The sequence below is a fragment of the Thalassolituus marinus genome (assembly GCF_020320395.1).
Classification (GTDB): Bacteria; Pseudomonadota; Gammaproteobacteria; order Pseudomonadales; family Oceanobacteraceae; genus Venatoribacter; species Venatoribacter marinus.
In genome coordinates this window covers 64,637-86,372 of sequence record NZ_JAEDAH010000043.1, presented here as the reverse complement: position 1 = coordinate 86,372, position 21,736 = coordinate 64,637, and the positions used below count along the sequence as shown (strand labels likewise).

The following is a 21,736-nucleotide window of genomic DNA, read 5'->3' as shown; positions in this document are numbered from 1 at the left end:
ATGATAATAATTATCATAAATATGGAGGTGTCTATGTCTTGTTGTAAATCCAGGCTTTCGATCGCCCTGTTGTTCGCCAGTCAGGCAGCTCTGGCTGCAGAGGTCTATGAACTGCCAGCAACGAGTGTTACAGCAACCGGTAATGAGCGTGTCGATACGGAAACACCGGTCAGCACGCTGGCACTCGATAGCCAGCAGTTGTTTGAGAGTCAATCAGCCAATATTGGAGATGCCCTCCGCGGTGAGGCAGGTATCGCCGTCGGGAGCGACAGTGCGCATGGGCAGAACCCATATATCAGGGGGCTGGGTAAAGAACGAATTGTTTTGCTGGTCGATGGCATGCGGCTTAATTCCGCTCAGCCTGCGGGGTCAGTCACCTCACTGATGACTCTGGCGCTGGCCGACCAGCTCGAAGTAGTTAAAGGCGGGTCTTCGGCGCTGTATGGTACGGGAGCTTTAGGCGGCGTGATCAACTTGCGCTTGCCGCAGGCCACTTTCGAGGATCAGTCGGTAAAAGCGAGTGCCGGGAGCGCATCAACTGATAACAGTTACCAGCTTGGTGTCATCGCCAATGCTGGCTCTGAGCAACATGCCCTTATGGTGGGAGCAAGCTATGCCGATCACGACAACTACCACACCCCGGAAGGGGAGGCAGATAAAACAGGTTATGAATCAACCAGCCTGATTGGTCAGTATCGTTTCCGTTACGAAGGAATCCAACTTCGCCTGTCGCATCAGCAACAGAAGGACGAGGACCTCTGGTATCCGGGCTCAACCCGCCCACACCCAACCAATCCAGCTACACGAAATCAAACCATTCACTCCCCAGATCAGAAGCGACTTCTCAATGAAGCAGGCCTCACCTATTCCGGCGAAAAGGGTCAGCTGGATGTCCGCCTGTACACTCAGGAGATGGAGCGCACTATTTACGCCTGGGCGGACTGGCTTGGAGACGATATCGTCACCAATGACGTCAGCTTCGATACTCAAGGTGCCGATGTTCGCTACGATCATTATCTGAACTCACAGCATACCCTGTCAGCAGGTATCAATTACTGGCAGATGAGTGCCAGCCCGGACCGGATGATGGCACAAGCCCCCGCTTTCACTACCTTCGTCAGTAACAACCCGTTTGAAGATGCAGAAATTACGGCAACCGGCTTGTATCTGCAGGATGAGCTGTCCGGCAAACAATGGCGACTGATTACCTCGCTGCGTCAGGATGAGGTCAGTGCCGACGCCGGCAGTATGAACAATGGTGCCCGCACAACGGGTCTCCGTCATGAAGACAGTTCACTATCCGGTAGCGTCGCGGCAATGTATGACGTCAGTCCACTGCTGCGTCCCTATGTTCGTCTGAGTAAAGCCTTCCGCGCAGCGGATATGCGTGAACGTTATGAATCTGGCCTGAGAGGAGATGGCTACTACTATATTGGCAGTCCGGACGTGGATGCTGAAACCGCCCACCAGCTGGAACTGGGAATAAAAGGTGGCGATACGCAACTGCAGTACGCCGTCAGTCTGCACCATCAGACCATTAATGATTTTATTACCGGCGAAATTCAGGACCCAAGCGTTAACACCGCTTGTGGTAGCCAGACGTATTGCAAACAAACCGTCAATCTGGGCAGCGTCACCGTGCGTGGAGTGGACGCAGATCTCCGCATGAAGGCAAGCGACTCCCAGAGCGTAAGCGTTAAAATCAGTCTGGTTCGTGGCCACAACAACGACCTGCACGAACCTTTGTTCCAGATGCCGGCTGATGAGTTAACCCTGGGCTGGACCGGTCAATTTACAGAAACGTTGCAACTTGATGCTCAGTGGCGTCTGGTGAAGTCACAGACTCTGACTGCGACCGAATTCAGCCGTGGTCTGGAGGATAAAACGCCGTCATTTAATACATTGGAGGCCGGCCTTAACTGGAAACCAGCAAGAGACCATAAGGTACGCCTTGCGGTCAGCAACCTGACCAACCGTACCTACCATGAGCATCTGGCGGAAGGCTTATCCGGCGCCGAGCTTAATGCACCGGGACGCAGTGTTGCCCTGAATTGGCAAGGAGCCTTCTGATGCGTGCCTTGCTGATCGCTTACCTGCTCTGCAGTGGCGTTGCCACTGCAGGCACTCCGCTGACACTGGCCGGACCTCCCGCCAGTGTTTCGTTTCCTCTGATCCACATGATTGAAAGTGGCGCCCTGTCAGCTCTGGGTTACGACGCCCACTTTCAGTTGTGGAAAGACCCTGATCAGTTGCGCGCCATCGTGATGTCAGAGCACGCAGACTATGTGGCAATGCCCACCAATGTCGCCGCAAACCTGTACAACCGTGGTGTCGATACACGCCTGTTGAACGTCAGCACCTGGGGTATTCTTTACCTTTTATCACGCAATGCCGATATGAAATCTCTGACCGATTTTTCCGGAGAAGAAATTACAGTGCCATTCCGTGGCGACATGCCCGACCTTGTTTTTCAATTACTGGCTGAAAAACACGGATTAAATCCGCGTCAGGATTTTTCTGTGCGCTATGTTGCCTCGCCGCTTGATGCCATGCAGTTGTTGATCATGCGACGCACTGATCATGCATTGCTGGCAGAACCTGCTGTGTCGATGGCCCTGCGTAAAACAGACTCTTTTCCACTGAAGCTGGTAGCTCCGGATTTATATCGCAGCGTGAATCTTCAGGAAGAATGGGGAAAGCTATTTAATACCCGAGCGCGTATCCCTCAAGCCGGAATCGCCGTTGTTAATGCCACAAAAAAGCCAAGGGAAGAACAGGCACTGATCAACCAGGCCTATAAAAAATCGTTGCAGATTTGCCAGCAAGCCGCTGCTGAATGTGCCGACATGGTTGTACGCCAGATACCCATGCTGGAAAAAGAGGCGGTGCTGGATGCACTGCAGTTCAGCACAATGGAAACACTGACTCCTGACGAAGCTGAACCCGAGCTGAAGTTTTTCTTCAACCAGCTCTATAACAAAAATCCGTCCATATTAGGCGAAAAAATTCCAGACGATGCGTTTTACCAAACGCCAGATCAGGAGCTGTAATTTGGCGTCTCTGGTTCACCGGGCAACAAGCGCCTGCTTTAACTATCTGTGGTCCGGTTGGGGAGCCGCCTCCAGCCTGCTGTTGTTTTTTGCAGCCTGGCAACTGGCGGCCGATATCTTCGGGCCCCTGGTTCTGCCACAGCCGTTACATGCCATTAACCGCCTGTGGGAACTGCTTCATCATGCTACGCCGTGGCATGATATTGCAGTCACTGCCCGCCGTGCCATCAGTGGCTTTGTTCTTTCTTTACTGGCTGGCAGTGTATTGGGCATAGGTGCCGGCATGAGTATGACGACATCCATGCTCAGTCGTCCGGTTATTACTGTCCTGATGGGTATTCCCCCCGTTGCCTGGCTGATTCTGGCATTACTCTGGTTCGGCATGGGTGATGGAACCCCTGTTTTTACCGTCTTTATCGCATGCTTCCCTATTATTTTTCTTGGTGCTCTGCAGGGAACAAGAACACTGGATGGACAACTGAAAGAAGTCGCACTTGTTTTCCGCATTCCCATGACAATGCGCTGGAAGGATTTATATTTGCCGCATATTTTTTCGTATTTATTTCCCGCCTGGAGTTCTGCGCTGGGAATGTCGTGGAAAATTGTTGTTATGGCGGAGTTGCTGTCGACCGATGATGGGATTGGTGCTGCGCTGGCGGTATCCCGAAGCCACCTGGACTCTGTCACATCCATGGCCTGGATTCTTGCATTGATAAGCACTCTGCTGGCTGTCGAATATATTCTGTTGGAACCATTGAAACGCCATGTCGAAGCCTGGAGAGAAATATCATGACACGTCTGACGATGCATGAGATCAGTCAGAACTTTGCCACCCGACGCGTGCTTGGCCCTGTTTCAATGACATTAGAGCAGGGCGAAGCCGTAGCTTTGGTCGGCCCATCGGGTAGCGGAAAAACCACTCTGCTGAATATTGCGGCTGGCTTATTGATACCCAGTGAAGGAGTGCTGCGGAACGACTTTGCCAAGCCAACACTAATGTTTCAGCAGCCGCGTTTACTGCCCTGGAAAACCGCGCTCGATAATATCGCCCTTGGCCTCAAGGCCCGGGGCGTTCCCGGTAACGAACGTCAGTTTCAAGCTCAGGAGATAGGGCTTCAGCTCGGACTGAGCGAGGAAGATCTGCTTAAGTATCCTGCAGCGTTATCCGGCGGTATGCAAAGCAGGGTCGCACTGGCGCGGGCCCTGCTACCGCAGCCAGATCTGTTACTGCTGGACGAAGCATTTTCCGCCCTCGATATCGGCCTGAAGGCTGAACTGTATCGTTATCTGCAACAGGCGATCTCTGATACCGGCTGCAGTCTGTTGATGATTACCCACGACCCCGCTGAAGCCATGCGTCTCGTCGACCGCATTATCGTATTGGGCGGCAATCCAGGGCATATCTGCTACGAATTTCACACCGGTGGCCACAATCAGCGCCAACAGCAGAACTGGCTGCTTGAACGTACCCGAGATTTTTTGGGTATTGCGGCCGTGCGTGCTGCCTTTCACCTGGAGCCTGCATGAAAACTGTTTCGACATTATGGGACTCGCCACACCGCATATTTTTTCTGCTGACTATTATCTGGGCGTTACTGTCGATGTTGCTGTGGGGATTGACGCTTTTTCTGTCTGTTCCATTCAACCCGCCTGGTGGCCCACTCCTTTGGCATATTCATGAGTTTCTTTTTGCGCTGAGCGGTGCGGCAATCATCGGGTTTATGCTGACTGCAGTGCCTGAATTTACCTCAACTGAACCCGTTAATTATGTATGGCTGAAGCGACTGGCAGGGCTCTGGCTGGCAGGCCGCGTAGCATACATTACGGCGCACTGGTTAACGCCTGCGATCTGGCTGGCTGCCATGGCTGATACTCTGATGCTAATCACGCTGTTGACACTGACGACTCCGGTTTTATGGCAGGACCTGACTCGCAAACACCTTAGCCTTCCGCTTGCACTGCTGTTACTTCTGATAGTCAATGTGATGTTTTACTACGAGCTGCCACACCCTGGCAGAGCATTACAAAGTACGCACCTGTTGATGGGTACGCTGATGATTCTGTTATTACTGGCATTAGCGCGCATATCCATGAGTATGGTGAACAGCGCACTGGAAGAGAAGCAAGCGGAGGCAGAACCCTATCTGGCCAGGCCACCACGACGCCAACTGGCCATCATATGTATTCTGCTGTTCAGTGTGTGCTCGTGGTACTTTCCCGCTGCAGGTATTAATGCCTGGCTGGCTCTCGCTGCTGCGGCAGCCATTCTGAATATTCTCAATGACTGGCATCTCGGACGGGTGCTGCTGCGCCGATGGGTTTTATTACCCTATTGTACCTTGTGGCTGATGGCTGCCGGCTATGCCCAGTTAGGGATATCGGGGCTACTGTATGGCAGTGTCAGCAGCGGCGGCCAACATCTGCTCGCAGCGGCACTGATGACAGCCATCATATACGTCGTACTTGTGGCGGGAGGGGTTCACAGTGGCTGGGGTCTTGATGAGCGAAAACGGGTTATTATTCTGATAGCAACAGCATTGCTACTGTTGCAACTGCGAGCCTTAGCGCCGTTAGTGCCAGCTGCATACTATCCTCTGCTGGCCATCGCCGCAGGCGGCTGGATGTTATCATGGCTGCTGGTGCTGACGATCAGCTGGCGCACATTGTGGCAGCGGCCGGCATGAGCCGCATCTCAACACTGAACACACGCCGGGCACTGATTATTTTTTCTGAATTTCCATTCACGGAAACTGCCATGGCGGGCGTCGTAGGTGAGCAGTCGTCCGACTAACGGTTCGCCACTGTTCGCCAGAACTTTGAGCGCTTCCAGCGCCTGCAGTGAGCCAATCACACCCACCAAAGGTGAGATCACGCCGCTCTCGCTGCAGTTGAGTTGCTGTTCTTTCAGATCGGGATACAGGCAGCGGTAACAGGGAGCAGTGGGCAGGCGTGGATCGAACACCGTAATCTGACCGTCCATAGCCACAGCAGCACCGCTGACCCAGGGCACCTTGTGCAGTAGCGCTGCTTCGTTGAGGGCGTAGCGCACGGTGACGTTATCAGAACAATCGACCACCAGATCAAATTGGCCCAACGCACTAGTCAGCCAGTCCGCATCGGCACGGCGAATCTCTGCTGTCACCTGGCAGCCAGGGTTTAGCTGCAGCAACCGCTGCCGGGCTGATCCGGCTTTGTGAATGCCAACGGAATCATCAGCGTGAATCACCTGACGCGGCAGATTGCTGAGTTCAACCGTGTCGTCGTCAGCAACGGTAATACGCCCAACACCACTGGCGGCCAGATAAGGCAGTACAGCAGAACCAAGACCACCGGCACCAATCACCAGCACGTGGCTGTTAAGCAGTGCCAGCTGACCGTCGATGTCGATTTCCGGCAGAAAAATATGACGGCTGTAGCGCAGTAATTGCTGATCGTTCACGCCGGCCTCACTTCAGTAGTGCGCCAAACGGCTGGATCTGCACGGATTCACCCACTGCGGTATCTCCCTGCTCTGATGGCAATACCAGGTAGCAGTCGGTTGTGCAGAATCCGCGCAGCAGACCGGATCCCTGTCCACCAGCGGGAGACGCATGCAGTTGCCCGTCGGCGAGGTGATAAATGCCACGCTGATAATCAGCACGGCCCGGTTGTTTGCGGATGGCAGTGTCCGCCACCGCAGGAAGCTGAACCGGGCGATAACCCAGCTCACCACTCAGGCGACGCAGCAGAGGCTGGGCCAGCTGGTCCAGGGTCGCCATGGACGATACCGGGTTACCTGGCAGACCAAAATACCAACCACGCCCCAGGCGACCGAACGCAAATGGCTTACCGGGCTTCATGGCCACTTTCCAGAAATTAACCTGACCGAGGCCGGCAATAATGTCGCGCATATAATCCGCGTCACCCACCGACACACCAGCACTGGTTATAACAACATCCGCCGTACCGGCTGCATCGCGCAACGCGGATTCGACCAGCCCGGGGGCGTCCGGCAGCCAGCGGGAGGTAATGATGTCGACAGGCAGGCGCTGCAGCATGGCAGTCAGTGCGAAACGGTTGCTGTCGTAAATCTGACTGCCTGCCAGTGGCTCGCCGGGCTGGCGCAGTTCATCACCGGATGAGAAAAGCGCAACGCGCAGACGGCGGTATACCCGCACACCAGTCAGACCCAGCCCCGCCAAAAGACCAATGTGACGGGGTGTCAGCCGGGTTCCCGGCAGCAACAGGGTTTCGCCCTGCTGCATGTCTTCGCCACGATGGCGGACATGTTCACCCTGTGCGGGCAGCTGAGTAGCAAATAACACACCGTCCACCAGCCGGGTCTGCTCCTGCATAATGACGGTGTCTGCGCCCTCAGGCAGTGGTGCCCCGGTCATAATGCGCACAACACTTCCCGCTGCCAGCGGGGTATCCAGCGCATGTCCTGCGTAAACAGTCCCCTTAACCGGTAAACCTGTACCTGTTAATTGCTTTGCATCCGTATAACGCAGCGCGTATCCGTCCATAGCGGAATTATCGAACACAGGAAAAGTAATGGTCGCCACAACCGGTTCGGCCAGTATGCGTCCGTCGAGCGACATCAGCGGGCAGAATTCCTGCTCCGGCAAAAAGTCGCCGGCACTATCAAGCATGCTCTGTATCGCGTCGGCGACGCTTAATAAACCGTTCACGCCTGGCCTTCACCCTGTTGATTGACCATCCATACTGCAGCCTCCACACGGGAGCGTAATCCGAGTTTTTTCAGCAGGTGCTTCACATGTACTTTGACCGTGCCGTCGGAGATATCCAGTTCCCGTGCAATTAGTTTGTTGCTTAAGCCTTTGGCAATGCATTTCAGGATGTCAATTTCGCGCGCGGTCAGTGCATCAAGCTCGGAAACGGGTTTCACGGTTGGTCTGCGGATAGCGGCGGCCAGCACCTGAGTCACGGGCTCGCTGAGCACCATTTTTCCGGAAATCGCCTGCTTAATCTGCTCGAGCAGTAAATCAGGGTCGGTATCTTTCAGCAGATAGCTGTCTGCGCCATTGCTGATGGCCGTTAAGACGTCCTCGTCGGCATCGGAAACCGTCAACATCACGATTCGCGAGGTAATGCCGTTATCCCGCATTTTCTTCAGGGTTTCCAGGCCGTCCATACCCTGCATGTGCAGATCCAGAATAATGAGATCGGGTTCCAGTTCATCGGCCAGACGAAGCGCATCCTCACCGTTACTGGCTTCGGCAACCACGTTCAGATCGTCTTCAAACTCGAACAACTGTTTGAGTCCCTTGCGCAGCAGGGGGTGATCGTCAACCAGCATAATAGTGGATGCGTTATCCTGATTCATTACAAAAACTCCTCATCATTTGCATTCGCATATTGTTGTTATATTGCCACAGCGACACTGATATTTCGCGGCGCATCGTGATAGATGCAACATACTCATAATTAGGTAGAGCCTACCAGTGAAAGAGTATTGATTGCACACAAACCTGGCCCCAGGCTACCAGTATTTAAGCCCGATAAGCCTATGACTCCGACAACCGTTCACATAAAAGGCGACAACGATCTGTCGCACCTTATTCTGGAGCGATTAAAACATCTGGATTCACTGGCCCGCACTGTCATTTACAGCCCATCGAGACATCATCATCTGCCACAGAAGTTGTTTCCCGCAACGCTGGCGGGCCTGATTAACCTGAAGGATCACATCACGCCACCTCAGTGGTACGCTGCGCGAAATGCCGCATGGTCGCCCTTATCTGAGACGCCGGAAAACACGGACGAGCCGCTGATTGACTGCACCCAGGCAGGCGTCAGAATAAAGCTGCAAATGGACAGCCGGCCCGATAGTACTTACACAATAAGAACCGCCGCCGACATTGAAACCGTCATTCCATGGTTCCGAATTTCCCCGGCTTTTCTCGTCGAAAATCTTTCAGCCTCATCCCTGCAACTGGCCTTTGTATTAGCAAAAGCAGGAAAAAGAATATTCATTCCGGCACACCCCACCCCCATTATCCACCCCGATGCTGATTCCGACGCTCAGGCACTTATCAGAAAAATTGCCTGTGAATACGGCATAGAGCTGACAGAGAAAACGGATATATACCCACGCCTCAGTGTGGAAGAAGATTCTCAGCGCTACCTGATAACCGGTCCCGTAAAAGCCTGTGATGCAATTCTTAAATTGCTGGCTCCGGTTAATCAGGGCAATGAGCTTTGTATTGTGAATCTTGGCAACAGCAGCGCTCATTACCTGCTTCCGCCCCATGGCAAACCAGGTGGCGAGACGATTATGGTGTCGTCCACACCCGATAATATTCTGAGGAAAATCTGGATTAACAATAACCGGATTACCGGATTTATTCTTATTGGTGATATTTCGGGCAGCGATACGCTGGCCGCTTTGTGCCGCAACCAGACGGACATCCGGCAGATACGCGACCATTTACTGCACAGCGCCTGATACCCCAAAAGAGTTAACAATATACCACAGCAGATGAATAGGTCTGCGGGCTCAGTCGCGTATGCTGAGTCTAACGCCGAGTTGCCCTGCCTAACCTCAACGGTCCTCATCCCACCGAGTATGGCGCTGCAGCCGTGGCAATCTTGCCACCAGGGAGCGACTGGAAACGGTCGCTCCTCCCATCTCTGGAAAGGTGCCCATGCTGACTGACCGTTTTGCCAGACGCTTTACTTACCTGCGTCTGTCGCTCACTGAAACCTGTAATTTCCGTTGCACCTATTGTCTGCCGGACGGTAATGACTGCGCATCGCACGACACAGAGCTGACCGCTGCGGAAATTCAGCGGCTGGTGCGTGCCTTTGCCATGCTGGGCACCCGTAAGATCCGCCTGACCGGTGGTGAGCCATCTCTGCGCCACGACCTGAGCGACATCATCCGCCTGTGCAAACAAACCGACGGTATTGAGCAGGTTGCCCTGACCACCAATGGTTTCCGTATTCAGAAAGATTTACCGAAATGGCTGGAAGCCGGCCTGGATACCGTCAACGTCAGTGTCGACAGTCTCGATCCGTCAGCCTTTGCCCGCATTACCGGAGCCGATCGCCTGCACTATGTATTGCAGGGCATTGATCAGGCGCTGGCTATGCCCTTCCGCAAAGTCAAAATAAACAGCGTGTTACTGAAACAGCAAAACGCCACGGCACTGCCCGCCTTCTTACGCTTTATTAAAGACCGGCCTCTGTCTCTGCGTTTCATCGAACTGATGCGCACCGGTGACAACGGCGACTTCTTTAACCAGCAGCACCTCAGTGGCGAGCTGATACGTCAGCAGCTACTGGCCGACGGCTGGAGCCAGTGTCTGAAAAGTGTGACCGATGGCCCCGCACTGGAATACAGCCACCCCGATTACGCCGGCCGCATCGGTCTGATCATGCCCTACAGCAAAGATTTTTGCGCCGACTGCAACCGCCTGCGCGTGTCATCCCTCGGGCAGTTGTTCCTGTGCCTGTTTGCCGACCAGCATCAGTCGCTGCGCCATCTGCTGCAGGACGATAACCCGCAGCCCCTGTTGCATTGGCTGCAACAGGCCATTCTCGGCAAAGAAGCGAGCCATCAGCTGCAACAGGGCTTCAGCGGCAGCACCCGCCACCTGGCCATGATCGGAGGCTGATGATGTTCAGCACGATTGTACTGGCCGGTGGTCAATCAACGCGTATGGGGCAAGACAAAGCCAGCCTGAGCTTTCTGGGTCAGCCCCTGTGGCAGCGTCAGCAGGCCTTGGCACAAAGACTGGGAAGCGACGATATTCACATCAGCCATCCGCAGTTCGGACAGCCCGACCGGGTGCCGGGTTTTGGCCCGCTATCCGGGCTGGATACGCTGTTGCCCCAGTGTCGTCACGCTCAGATACTGGTACTGGCAGTGGACATGCCCCACCTTCAGCCGGCCAGCCTGCGCCTGCTGCTGCAGTATGCGCCTGCCACATCCGTCTGTTTCAGCGACAGTGTTCTGCCATGCGTCTTGTGGAACGACACAGCGCTGCGCGACCTCATTCGCGAGCGGTTGCACCCGCAAGGTCAGCGGTCTGTGTATCGCCTGCTGCAAAGTCTGAACGCAGAGTTTATTCCCTGCCCCTTTCCCGATCAGCTGATCAACACCAATACCCCGGAGCAATGGCAGCAGGCGCTGGCCAGCGCTCACCTGCCGGAGGCCATATGAGAAAACACGCCAACCGTGAATTTTTCCCGCTGAATATCGCCCTGCTGACGCTGTCCGACAGCCGCAGTGCCGAACAAGACAGCAGCGGCGATCTGTTACAGCAACTGGCCGGTGACGCCGGACACAGAGTGCTGCAGCGCAGCCTGTTACCCCATGACCGCTATCAGATCCGCGCTCAGGTCAGTCAGTGGATTGCCAGCAGCGACGTGCAGGTAATTATTATTAATGGTGGCACCGGCTTTGCCGCCGGCAACTGTACGCCCGAAGCCATCCGCCCGCTGTTTGACAGCGAAGTCGAAGGGTTTGGTGAACAGTTCCGCCAGTTGAGCTTTGCTGATATCGGCAGCAGCAGTATGCAATCACGGGCGCTGGCCGGCATGGCCAACGGCACCCTGTTATTTGCCGTGCCGGGTTCTGGCGGCGCCTGTCGTCAGGCCTGGGAAGCCCTGATTGCGCCACAACTCGATGGCCGCACCGGGCCGTGCAATTTTGTTGCCCATGTTAAAAACAGCCCGCAGCCTGCCTGCCGTTAAGGAAAAAGCATGTCCGATCTGACTCACATTGATCAACACGGCCACGCGCACATGGTGGATGTATCCGCCAAAACCAGCAGTTTGCGTACGGCCTGCGCCAGTGCGCGGGTCATTACCCGCCCGGATGTCATTGCCCGTATCCGTCAGGCCGAAATTAAAAAAGGCGATGTGTTAGCCACGGCGCGTATTGCCGGCATTATGGCAGCGAAAAAAACCAGTGATTTAATTCCTCTGTGCCACCCTCTGGCACTGAGTAAAGTCAGTGTCGACTTCAGCATCGACGACCGGGGCGAAATTCTGATCAATACCCTCTGTCGTTTACAAGGGCAAACCGGGGTGGAAATGGAAGCACTGACCGCCGCCTCGGTTGCTGCACTCACCATTTACGATATGTGCAAAGCCGTCGACCCGGCGATGCAGATTACTGAAATACGCCTGCAGGAAAAGCAGGGGGGAAAAAGTGGTCACTGGCAAAGAAACGGAGCGCACCATGATTAATGTGATTTTTTTTGCCAGCCTGCGTGAAGCACTGGGTACTGCCGCAATACAGTGGCCGGCAGGTGCTGTTGATATCCATACCCTGACCGGACAGTTATGCGCCCAGGGCGAACCCTGGGCAAGTGCGCTGGCGCGCCATGACCTGCTGTGCGCCCGCAACCAGCAATTGTGTGACAGAACGGAAAGCGTACAAGACGGCGACGAAATTGCATTTTTTCCGCCGGTAACCGGAGGCTGACCCATGACCCCGCTCACACGCATCGCCGTGCAGAATGAGGACTTCAGTCTGGCCGATGAATATGAACGGCTGCAAAATCAGGCGGAATGCGGCGCCATTGTCAGCTTCAGCGGACGCGTGCGCGATCTGGCAACCACGCCACTGCTGCACATGACGCTGGAACATTATCCGGGTATGACAGAAAAAGCCCTGGCCGATATCGTGCAACAGGCACGCACGCGCTGGCCGCTGGGCATGATTACGGTTATTCATCGTGTGGGGAAACTGGCGGTTAATGAGCAGATTGTGCTGGTGCTGGTCAGCAGCGCTCACCGCCAGGCGGCCTTTAATGCCTGTGAATTTATTATGGATTTTCTGAAAAGCCGCGCCCCGTTCTGGAAAAAAGAAACCACCACTGAAGGAACACACTGGGTAGAGGCCAAGGCATCTGATGAGGCTGCCGTTAAACGCTGGTAACCCGCTTTAAGGGTGTAATCCGATGACATCATAAGGGTCGCCATTTCCCTGAACAGCAGCCCATTCTTCTGCCGTCAGCCATGTTCCGTCCTTTTGCCCACACAAATCCTCCAGTTCAGCCAGAACATGCGCCCAGGTACAGCGGTTTACAAATAATAATTCTTCACAGCCCAGGGTACCGCCACGGTTAATATAACCCAGCGCGCGTGTTTTCTGCGGTCCCAGATCCAGTTGGCGGCACACGGCTAAAAATGCCTCAGAACGGGTATGAACCAGAAAAACCCGGTACTGAACCCGTGCAGGAAATAACGCCTGCAGAACAGCAGTATCGGCGACAATATCTCCCTCCCATACATCACGCGCCGAGCGGAAACGTCCGGGTTCGAGTACATACATAAGAGAATGCGCCACACGCTGCTGCCGCAGGCGGTCCGAAGCTTTCAGCATCTGCTGCAACTGTACAGCCCCGCAGGCAACCAGCTGAATTTCGGCACCACAGTGGCCACGCACACACACAGCGCCATCCTGCACCAGTTGCTGCGCCTGATGCGCATTAAAAAATGCCGGCATACAACTACGGGCAACCACCATATTCCACACCACCCCCAGATCTCCGTAACAGCTGCGCAGGCAGGCCATTGCGCTATTGGCGTCCGGAGGAAAAACGACTCGCACCATATCCGCCATTTTCAACATCAGGCTTTCTGCCAGACTGGAATCCTGATGACTCTGATCATTAGCGCCGTTTTCCCAGATGAGGGATGTGGTGATCACCGGAAATCCCAGCCACTCGGCGGGGTCGCCGGCTTCTTTCTGCTGACGCGAGAAAATAATGGTCTGACGCAAAGCGCACAGCATTTTGACCGCAAACGCCTCATAGGCCACGACCAGATTAATTCCCGCCTGATTGGCCAGACAGGCACTTAATACTGCTTCTTCATTCAGGGCGGTAATCACACAGCCGTCGATGGCTTCAGCGGCGGATATTTCCGGTTTGGTCACGCGGTGGCGGAACTGATCCAGCGTCTGATTCATACCGTTGGAACGTAATTCATCCGGATTGCCAATACGAACTCTCAGGCGCGGATTAACTTCAGTAATTTCGATAAAATACCGGTCAATAGCGCTCATCGCCGACTCCCGCCGTTCACTCCACTCCGGCTCCGGGCAATTAACGGCCAGCATGGGTGCCATTTTACGTTTTGGTTGCTTCAGGCTGGCAGCCGCTGCTCGCCAATGCGTTTCCGGCTGAAACAACTGCCGACAACCCTGGCGAAAAAATGCCAGCGCCTCACTGTCCTGAGTGGGATGAGCGCCCAATGGTAAACCATACGCAGCATCAGTTCCGGCACCCGGAAAACCAAACCCCTTAACGGTTTCGGCAATACAATAGGGCATGGCAACGGGATAACTGGCATCGCCCCGACGAATACGCTCACAGGCCTGTTGCAGCTGAATTTCCATATAATAAACCGCACAGACAAATGCCGCCGGATCACGCCCATCAATTACAAAAGGGGAAAAACCCTGATTGCGTAAATGGCTGACAAACCAGCTGCAGCCACCTTGCTGGGCAATGGTGGTGCGCTGATCAATACGACGACCATTGGCAATCATCACCGGAGCCACCAGGCCGGTATCTTCGCCGCGCCACCAGCGGGCAGCCCAGTCGGTACCACGCTGTTCCTCAAAAGCACCATCACTTAAAAATGCCACCAGGCGCTCTCCCGGCAACGGCATATGCGCGTACTGCATACCGGCAATTCCCAGATAACCACCCTCCAGGCGCGCCCCGGCGGTATGTGTATTCACATGGGCCCCCAAAGTCGAACGCGGAAACCCTCCAGCCTGCAGGTGCGTGTCGTAGCTGTCTGTCACAAACCGGCTCAAACCTTCTTCGGTCAGCGGGTACTGTTGCCGTCGTGCCAGCGTGGCAATACCGGTCAACAACTGCAGAGCATCAATCGCAGCGACACAATGCCCCTGCCCGATTAACCAGTCCCTGGGCTGTTGCGTAAAATGGTTGAGTGCCAGCAAACCCGCATAAGCCGGCACCATATTCAGTGCCCCTCCGGTATGCCCCCTGGGATTTTCCTTAAAATCTGCACAGTCAATATCGCGGCCATCCAGCCAGACCCGGCGGGTATACGTCATATGGATAACCAGCCACATCGCCTGCTGCGTCAGACAATCCAGTGCCTGCAAGCCGCTGAAAAAATCACGCACGTCATGAATTAAACCTTTTTGCAGCAGAGATTCAGCCATAAGCTGAGCCTGAATCTGGGTGGCATCCGTGTGGGGAATAATACCGGCTGAACGTACCCAGGCCGCCAGCGCAGGATTTTCCTGACGCAGGCGGCCCGCCTCTTCGCGCAGGTAATCCGGCGATAGTGCATAACTGGTTTGCTGATACAGATTGAGTGTCATAAGCGCGCCTCCCGACCAATCCAGATCAGACAAAAAAACAATGCAGACGGCTATACCCAAAAATCAGTAATCAAACACCAATAATGACCTGCGTCATCAGGCAGCACTGCCTGCTTCTGATGTCTGTTCGACCGTATATTTTTTATGGCGGTGATAATGGCGCAATGCGTGTTCTTTCCGCCGGCCAGCACTGAATGCAGATACCCGTTTCAGATAGCCAATAACGCGGGTGGCGTGATCAATATCCTCAGATCCACAGGCAGAACAAGCATGCAATGTACGCTTATCAATAACCTCACAGTCATTACAGATGGTTATTTTCACGTTGACACAGAAGTAATTACAGCCTGTTCTTGCAGCGATATTCAGCAGCGACAGAAAACCCTGCGAAGACAGGCTTTCGTCAAGATTCAGATGAAGAGCCGAACCGCCATCCAGATATTCAAGCAATTCACGGCCATGCAGCTGAAATTTATCCAGTGCATTGATGCTCTCGTCTTCTACCTTATAGAAATAGGAGTTATAACACTCGCGCGGTACAAAATAGCCGTCCTTCCGGTCCCATTTTGCATTCTTTATTCCAAGATTTTCCGCCGGAACAAACTCGGTATTAAACATGTAACCGTATTCGTGCGCCGCCGCTTTGTTGGCGTCGTATATGACTTTCAGCTGCTGCCGGACAAAGTCCTTATAAGCAGGATTATTATCTGCCACCAGACCAAGGGATTCTGCCGCCTCGGTCATGCCATTAATGCCTATGGTCAGAAACTGCTTTTCCAGCGAGATAAAACCCGCATCATAGACGGTCAGCATGCCGGCTTTACGGTAGTCTTCCATCAGCTGCCGGTAGGCAACCTGATACTTATGAATTTTTCGGACTTCCTGCAGAAGATCGCGGCCGTCCTGCACCAGGCGGTTCATGTTGATAGTAATTACATTGATGGAACCGGTCGCCACACCGCCGGCACCCAGTGAATAAGAGAAGGTATTATCACTGATCTCGCTGCGCAGCCGGCAGCAGGATGCCAGGCTATCGGCACTGTCCGACAGGTACACAAAAAATGAACTGCCCTGATGCAGATGCTGCGCCATACTCGCAGCAAAATCGTGATCCTTACAGCGGCCATCCTCCGTCAGCATAGCTACAGTAACCACAGGAAAGGTCAGAATACTTTTGCAACGTTCTTTATTGAACCAGTCAAGGAAGAAGTCCTGCAGACTTTTAACTGAAGACCAGTCCGGCCGTGAGAAATCGGGAAATACAAAATTGCCGAACATGCTGTCAAAGTAGTAACTGTCATAAACAGAGATATTCCAGAACACACTCTGATAGCCACGCGCCGCCGCCGGCTGATTGATCGCATACACAACATGCTGCAGGTGATTGGCAATCTGACGGGCGTGGGTTGTCAGGTAATCATTGCCATAATCTTTGCGGGCGAAGTAATCGAAATAGGTAAGAAACTCCACCGTGGCCACGGCACCGGCAAACTGACTGCTGACGGCAAACACAAAATTAACAAACGCACCACAAAATGATTCCAGATGCTCCGGGGCTTTCGATTCGCCCCCCAGCCGCGTCAGACCATCGCGCAGAAACGGGTACATGGTGACCGATACGCAATAAGGTTTCAGGCTGGTTTCGTCGTGCACATAAATTTCATGGTCCTGAATCTGGCGGATATATTCCTGCGCCAGATCATCACCAAACAGCTCACGAATCCTGGCGGAAACCTGCGCGCGGTTAATCTGCACAAAGAAGTCCTTCATCATCTCCGCTTCCAGCGTGGCAATATTTTTGGCGGTGACGTTGGCATTGGCATCCATCTTCGAACCGTCGGCCGCATTTTCTGCCTGCAGGTAATGCTGAATAAAATCCAGTTTGTCGTTAATGTGTTCCGCGCTCAGTTTCAGCATGAACCGGTTCTCCGTTGGTTAATAAAAGGAAAGTGCTTCATCTCATTGGTGGAACTGATGATTAAGACAAGCGCCCGTGCGCAGGTCAGTAAATACCTGATTAGTGCCCGGCGCTTCCAGACCACCCAGCTCCCGTCGCCAGGGGCCTGTCTTGGCATAAGTGAGCCAGGGCTTAAGTGACTCAGGAACCTCGTCAAGACCTGTGTACAGGCAGGTTTTCAGGCGCGCTGCACGCGCCAGCCGCAGCAACAACAGCAACTCATCCATCAGCCACTCACCGCCCATAAACAGCACACAGGTCAGCAATCCCTGATATTGCTGCAGGCGGGAACTGAAATAGTCCGGCGTCAGCGGCTGACCGGCCGTTGCCGGCCAGCTGGCGGCACTGTGACAGCCCGGACAAGCCAGCGGACAACCACTGATGGTAAATGCCAGGGACACCTCGCCCGGCACTTCTTGCCACACAATCTGCTCACTGAAGTAGTTCATTCATCCGTAAAACCACAATATGTTGTGCCAAGACTAACGAGCAGGCACTAACGGAAATTGATTCAGATCAATTTCCACTATCAACTACCCCGCTAGGGGTAACGGTAAAATTGAACACACGGTCAGTGTTAAGCCGCAATAAAAAAGCCGGCACTGTTGGCCGGCTTTCTGTTGCGCTGACTGTCAGCCCGGACGGCCGTCCGGACGCGGGGATATAAGAACAGACCAGTAGACCAGTACAAAAATGCTGAACGCCATAACCCACAGCGCACTGGTTAATGCAAAGAACAGACTGACGGCCTGCGGCTGAAGAGCAACCACCAGCGAGCGTAACAAAGCGGCCAGCAGTACCATGGCAAAGGCCACCGACATTATCCGCGCAGGCTGCAGCGGGCGACCGGAGTGTCCGAGTGATACACGGGCGATCATGGCGATAATCATGCCGCCAATGGCCCCTGCCGTCAGCGCGTGCAGAGCCGTACTGAATGACCAGGGTGCGCCGGCGTAATGCAGAGCCAGCAACAACAATCCCAGCGGAATAAACCAATACGCCAGATGCAGCGACCACAGCAGTGGCACCGGCAAGGTAATACGCAGATTCAGACGGAAAATACGCACAGCGTGTGCAACAGCACTAAGCACCAGCATCAGGCTCATGACCCACCCCGGCAGCACGCTGTCCAACCGGGTCAGATAGAGTGCAGCAATTAACCAGGTACTGATCAGTACCGATTTTTCCAGCCACGGCAGTGATTCCACTTTGGGCGTCATAGTGCCGTTGGCGGTAAACATAGGCAAAATACGGCCGCCAATAATGGTGATAAAAACCAGCATCAGCCAGCTGACACTGTGACTGGCCCACAACACCAGAGCCCCATCAGCGTGGGCATTTCCCCAGTGCATGCTGCCGTTGCAGACCAGCATCAGCAGCAATACCGGAGCAAAGAAATAGTTGCGCTTCTGGCGGACAGCAAACACCAGCTGCCAGAAAAAGAGCGCAACCAACGGAATAAACGCCATGTCGATACAGGCAATCAGCCACCATGGCAAAAATGCAGAACTCAGCATCGCCATTCGCCCGGACAGCCAGACCAGCGTCAGCAGCAGTAAAGGTTTACCATTAACAGCACGGCGCCCGGTCCAGTTCTGCACGGCAGTCAGCAGAAAGCCCGCCACCACCGCCATAGCAAAACCAAACAGCATTTCGTGACTGTGCCAGAATACCGGGTTATCAACGGGCAACCGTATCATGCCGGACAGGCTCAGGCCCCACAGCAGCATAGCGAATGCAGAAAATCCGGCAGCTGCCAAAAACATCGGACGGAAAGCTTGTCCCCACAAGGGAAAGTCAGGGTTGAATAACTTCATGAATAATCTTCCCGGAATTTTTATAAACCTTGCCTGAATCAAACAAAAAAGACCCGCCGGAGCGGGTCTTTTCATTTTGACTGTCAGGCGTTCTGTTCCTGCTCGATCTGTTTATCCACTGACGATACATAGTATTCATCAGAGAACGCAGACTCAGGTTCTTTCAGCCACACCAGACAGATAATCCAGCTGATAAAGCCGCCGGCTGCGATAATAAAGAAGAACTGATTCGGCTCAACAAACGTGAACACAGTCAGGTAAAACACCGCACCGACGTTACCGTAGGCACCGGCCATACCTGAAATCTGGCCAGTCAGTCGACGTTTAATAGATGGAATAATACCGAAAGTTGCCCCCTCTGCGCCCTGCACAAAGAACGAGGTAAACACAGTAATAGCAACAGCAATCACCAACGGCCAGGATGAATTAAGCATACCCATCAGGGTGAAGCCCAGCGCAATACCCAGCATATAGCTCAGCATCACAAACCGGCGGTTACCCAGGCGGTCAGAAACCAGGCCACCCATAGGACGGGCGATCAGGTTTACAAAGGCGAAAGACGCTGCGATCAGACCTGCGGCAGTAGCAGACAGATCCCAGGTTTTTTCGAAGAACATCGGCAGCATAGACACAACCGCCAGTTCAGCACCAAAGTTTGCAAAATAAGTACTGTTCAGTGCAGCGACACTGTTGAACGGATACTTGTCATCCTCTGGCACGCCTTTTTTCAGAATGGGTACGTTCACGCGCAAAATCTGAATAATCTGGTAGATCACCACAGCAGCAATAACAGCGTAAGCAATGGCAGCGCCTGTTACATCCAGATAACCCAGTTTCTGAATACGCCATACCAGAATACTGAGAATACCCACCAGAGGAATTGTCCACAGAATCAGCTTGACCATATCGGCCCAGGTACTGACTTCAAGCGCAATCGCCTTGCGTGGTTTGCGGTGCACAGTGCCCGCCGGGCCATCGGTAATCGCAAACCAGTAGTAAACACCGTAGGCTGCCATGACAAACGCACTTTGTGCGATAGCCCAGCGCCAGCCGTCATCACCACCATAGAAGTTAATGGCGATAGTTGGCAGAGTCATGGCTGCAGCGGCAGAACCAAAGTTACCCCAGCCGGCATAAAAGCCTTCGGCAAAACCAATATCTTTTGGCTTGAACCACATGGCGGTCATGTGAATGCCAACCACGAAGCTTGCGCCGATAGAACTCAGCACCAGGCGGCTCACCAGAAGTTGAGTCCGGGATTCACCGAACGCGAATACCAGTGCCGGAATAGCCATTACCACCAGCAGAATAGAGAACACCCGGCGCGGGCCAAAACGGTCAAGCGCCATGCCCACAATAATACGGGCTGGAATAGTCAGGGCAACGTTACAGATGGCGAATAACTTGAGATCTTCAGGTTTCAGCCAGTCAACGCTTTTCAACATACTGGACGCCAGCGGCGCCATGTTGAACCACACATAAAAGGTAATAAAGAAAGCAATCCAGGTAAGGTGAAGTGCCTTAATTTCCGGATTTTTAAATTTGAATACATCAGCAACTTGCATACAGACCTCCAGCAATCACTGCTGTTACAGGCTGGGAAGAATCAGAAGTGGGCACTGTGCCCGGCGAGTCAGGAACGAACTGACACTGCCAAACGTCATATAGTCGAGTTCATCAACGAAATACGTCAGCGACCGCGCAATAAAACCGCCATCCGGCTCATGGCTGTGACGGGCAATTACCAGCAAATCCGGCCGCAGTTTTTCAGTCGCCGCCAGCAGCATCTTGCGCGCATCGCCCTCAAGGAGAATAGACTCCGCAGCAATCTGCTCTTTCTTACAAGCTTCAAGAGCCTCGTTCAGGCAAGATCGCAGGGTGGCAATCTCGTTATCAAATAACTCTTCATTTTTATCCGTGATATCACGTGGATTCTCGGCAGCCGCCACTAACACCAGAGTCGGATGCATTTCACGGAACATAGTGATGGTTCTGGCCATAGCCAGTTTCGCGTTACGCGATCCATCATAAGCGATCATAATTTTCATAAAACCCTCATCTCCGGCTTACACCGGCTTCCTGAAATTCAATCAGCCATATACATGTTCAAGCAGATCCATCGCAGTAATTACACCTACGACAGAGCCTTTATCGGTGACCAAAACCCGGTGAACATGCTTATCGAGTAACGCCCTGGCAACCATTTCAACAGAATCATCAACATCTACTGAGATAACTTCCGGCGTCATGATCTGGTGTACCGTGCAGGTTTTATCTGCATCTTTTACCCAGGAATTCAGATCTTCTTCCGAAACTTCCATGCGGAAATCATTGCGGTACAGATTCAGTAACGCAGCTTCTTTACTGCGTACGTCGAGATTATTGAAACGAAAAGCGTCACTGACGCTGACAACGCCAACAAGTTGATGGTCAGAAGCAATGACAGGAACAGCAGAGATATTGTTACGCACAAAGAAATCTGCAAGACGATGGATAGTCCAGCCCTCATAGGCAACAAGAATATCGCCATGCATCAGGTCCCCTGCTTTTTTGGTTGTATTCATATTCATCGTCCTTCTGCAATAGAGGGGCG

At 53.6% G+C, this 21,736-nt stretch carries 22 protein-coding genes and 1 riboswitch; of the genes, 12 read left to right on the top strand and 10 right to left on the bottom strand.

Annotated features, from left to right (window positions below):
- Positions 1-33 precede the first annotated feature (33 nt).
- Genes I9W95_RS09110 through I9W95_RS09090 form a run of 5 tightly spaced genes read left to right on the top strand, consistent with a single transcriptional unit; the run spans position 34 to position 5,734 of the window.
- The gene (locus tag I9W95_RS09110; protein ID WP_225674077.1) at positions 34-2,070 is read left to right on the top strand and encodes a TonB-dependent receptor; all 2,037 of its coding nucleotides are present in this window, start codon (positions 34-36) and stop codon (positions 2,068-2,070) included.
- Positions 2,070-3,050 carry an ABC transporter substrate-binding protein gene (locus tag I9W95_RS09105; RefSeq protein WP_225674075.1) on the top strand — a complete coding sequence of 327 codons (981 nt, stop codon included), beginning with the start codon at positions 2,070-2,072 and terminating at the stop codon, positions 3,048-3,050. Before I9W95_RS09110 ends, I9W95_RS09105 begins: the two co-directional genes overlap by 1 nt.
- Before the next feature lies 1 nt (position 3,051).
- Positions 3,052-3,843 carry an ABC transporter permease gene (locus I9W95_RS09100; protein ID WP_225674072.1) on the top strand — a complete coding sequence of 264 codons (792 nt, stop codon included), beginning with the start codon at positions 3,052-3,054 and terminating at the stop codon, positions 3,841-3,843.
- A complete protein-coding gene (locus I9W95_RS09095) occupies positions 3,840-4,577 on the top strand; it encodes an ABC transporter ATP-binding protein (RefSeq protein WP_225674070.1) in 738 nt (245 codons plus the stop codon). The genes I9W95_RS09100 and I9W95_RS09095 overlap by 4 nt, the downstream gene beginning before the upstream one ends.
- Complete coding sequence (locus I9W95_RS09090; protein WP_225674068.1) at positions 4,574-5,734, top strand: NnrS family protein; 1,161 nt, start codon at positions 4,574-4,576, stop codon at positions 5,732-5,734. Before I9W95_RS09095 ends, I9W95_RS09090 begins: the two co-directional genes overlap by 4 nt.
- 8 nt (positions 5,735-5,742) lie before the next feature.
- On the opposite strand, the gene I9W95_RS09085 is transcribed toward I9W95_RS09090, so the two are convergent.
- Genes I9W95_RS09085 through narL form a run of 3 tightly spaced genes read right to left on the bottom strand, consistent with a single transcriptional unit; the run spans position 5,743 to position 8,376 of the window.
- The gene (locus tag I9W95_RS09085) at positions 5,743-6,489 is read right to left on the bottom strand and encodes a HesA/MoeB/ThiF family protein (protein WP_225674066.1); all 747 of its coding nucleotides are present in this window, start codon (positions 6,487-6,489) and stop codon (positions 5,743-5,745) included.
- Positions 6,490-6,496: 7 nt separating this feature from the next.
- Positions 6,497-7,720, bottom strand: coding sequence for a molybdopterin molybdotransferase MoeA (gene moeA / locus I9W95_RS09080; protein ID WP_225674064.1), 1,224 nt, complete (start codon positions 7,718-7,720; stop codon positions 6,497-6,499).
- Complete coding sequence (gene narL / locus I9W95_RS09075; RefSeq protein WP_225674062.1) at positions 7,717-8,376, bottom strand: two-component system response regulator NarL; 660 nt, start codon at positions 8,374-8,376, stop codon at positions 7,717-7,719. Before narL ends, moeA begins: the two co-directional genes overlap by 4 nt.
- Before the next feature lie 183 nt (positions 8,377-8,559).
- Here narL and I9W95_RS09070 point away from each other — a divergent pair, with 183 nt between their 5' ends.
- The 7 genes from I9W95_RS09070 to moaE all read left to right on the top strand — a co-directional run bounded on the left by I9W95_RS09070 (position 8,560) and on the right by moaE (position 12,942).
- Positions 8,560-9,498, top strand: a complete 939-nt coding sequence (locus I9W95_RS09070; RefSeq protein WP_225674060.1) for an NAD(P)/FAD-dependent oxidoreductase — start codon at positions 8,560-8,562, stop codon at positions 9,496-9,498.
- A gap of 62 nt (positions 9,499-9,560) precedes the next feature.
- A riboswitch (molybdenum cofactor riboswitch) is annotated at positions 9,561-9,709 on the top strand.
- Positions 9,698-10,669 carry a GTP 3',8-cyclase MoaA gene (moaA, locus tag I9W95_RS09065; RefSeq protein WP_225674058.1) on the top strand — a complete coding sequence of 324 codons (972 nt, stop codon included), beginning with the start codon at positions 9,698-9,700 and terminating at the stop codon, positions 10,667-10,669. Its footprint overlaps the riboswitch before it by 12 nt.
- A complete protein-coding gene (gene mobA / locus I9W95_RS09060; RefSeq protein WP_225674056.1) occupies positions 10,669-11,217 on the top strand; it encodes a molybdenum cofactor guanylyltransferase in 549 nt (182 codons plus the stop codon). Before moaA ends, mobA begins: the two co-directional genes overlap by 1 nt.
- On the top strand, positions 11,214-11,750 hold the full coding sequence (moaB, locus tag I9W95_RS09055) for a molybdenum cofactor biosynthesis protein B (RefSeq protein ID WP_225674055.1): 537 nt from the start codon (positions 11,214-11,216) through the stop codon (positions 11,748-11,750). Before mobA ends, moaB begins: the two co-directional genes overlap by 4 nt.
- Positions 11,751-11,759: 9 nt before the next feature.
- A complete protein-coding gene (gene moaC / locus I9W95_RS09050) occupies positions 11,760-12,248 on the top strand; it encodes a cyclic pyranopterin monophosphate synthase MoaC (RefSeq protein ID WP_225674054.1) in 489 nt (162 codons plus the stop codon).
- Entirely contained in the window at positions 12,241-12,486 is a 246-nt protein-coding gene (locus I9W95_RS09045; protein ID WP_225674053.1) for a MoaD/ThiS family protein, read from the top strand. Before moaC ends, I9W95_RS09045 begins: the two co-directional genes overlap by 8 nt.
- A gap of 3 nt (positions 12,487-12,489) precedes the next feature.
- Entirely contained in the window at positions 12,490-12,942 is a 453-nt protein-coding gene (gene moaE, locus I9W95_RS09040; RefSeq protein ID WP_225674052.1) for a molybdopterin synthase catalytic subunit MoaE, read from the top strand.
- A 6-nt stretch (positions 12,943-12,948) separates the two neighbouring features.
- Here the strand turns inward: moaE and I9W95_RS09035 are convergent, their stop codons facing one another.
- The 7 genes from I9W95_RS09035 to I9W95_RS09005 form a co-directional block, all read right to left on the bottom strand.
- Positions 12,949-15,369: a phosphoketolase family protein gene (locus I9W95_RS09035; RefSeq protein ID WP_225674050.1), complete on the bottom strand. Its 2,421-nt coding sequence runs from the start codon at positions 15,367-15,369 to the stop codon at positions 12,949-12,951.
- Positions 15,370-15,465: 96 nt separating this feature from the next.
- A complete protein-coding gene (gene nrdD, locus I9W95_RS09030; RefSeq protein ID WP_225674048.1) occupies positions 15,466-17,286 on the bottom strand; it encodes an anaerobic ribonucleoside-triphosphate reductase in 1,821 nt (606 codons plus the stop codon).
- 42 nt (positions 17,287-17,328) lie between these two features.
- Entirely contained in the window at positions 17,329-17,775 is a 447-nt protein-coding gene (nrdG, locus tag I9W95_RS09025; protein WP_225674046.1) for an anaerobic ribonucleoside-triphosphate reductase activating protein, read from the bottom strand.
- 183 nt (positions 17,776-17,958) lie between these two features.
- On the bottom strand, positions 17,959-19,143 hold the full coding sequence (locus I9W95_RS09020; protein WP_225674044.1) for an NnrS family protein: 1,185 nt from the start codon (positions 19,141-19,143) through the stop codon (positions 17,959-17,961).
- Positions 19,144-19,226: 83 nt separating this feature from the next.
- A complete protein-coding gene (locus I9W95_RS09015; RefSeq protein ID WP_225674042.1) occupies positions 19,227-20,708 on the bottom strand; it encodes an MFS transporter in 1,482 nt (493 codons plus the stop codon).
- 24 nt (positions 20,709-20,732) lie between these two features.
- Positions 20,733-21,191, bottom strand: a complete 459-nt coding sequence (locus I9W95_RS09010) for a universal stress protein (protein WP_263866150.1) — start codon at positions 21,189-21,191, stop codon at positions 20,733-20,735.
- 42 nt (positions 21,192-21,233) lie between these two features.
- The gene (locus I9W95_RS09005) at positions 21,234-21,707 is read right to left on the bottom strand and encodes a CBS domain-containing protein (protein WP_225674039.1); all 474 of its coding nucleotides are present in this window, start codon (positions 21,705-21,707) and stop codon (positions 21,234-21,236) included.
- Positions 21,708-21,736: the final 29 nt, after the last annotated feature.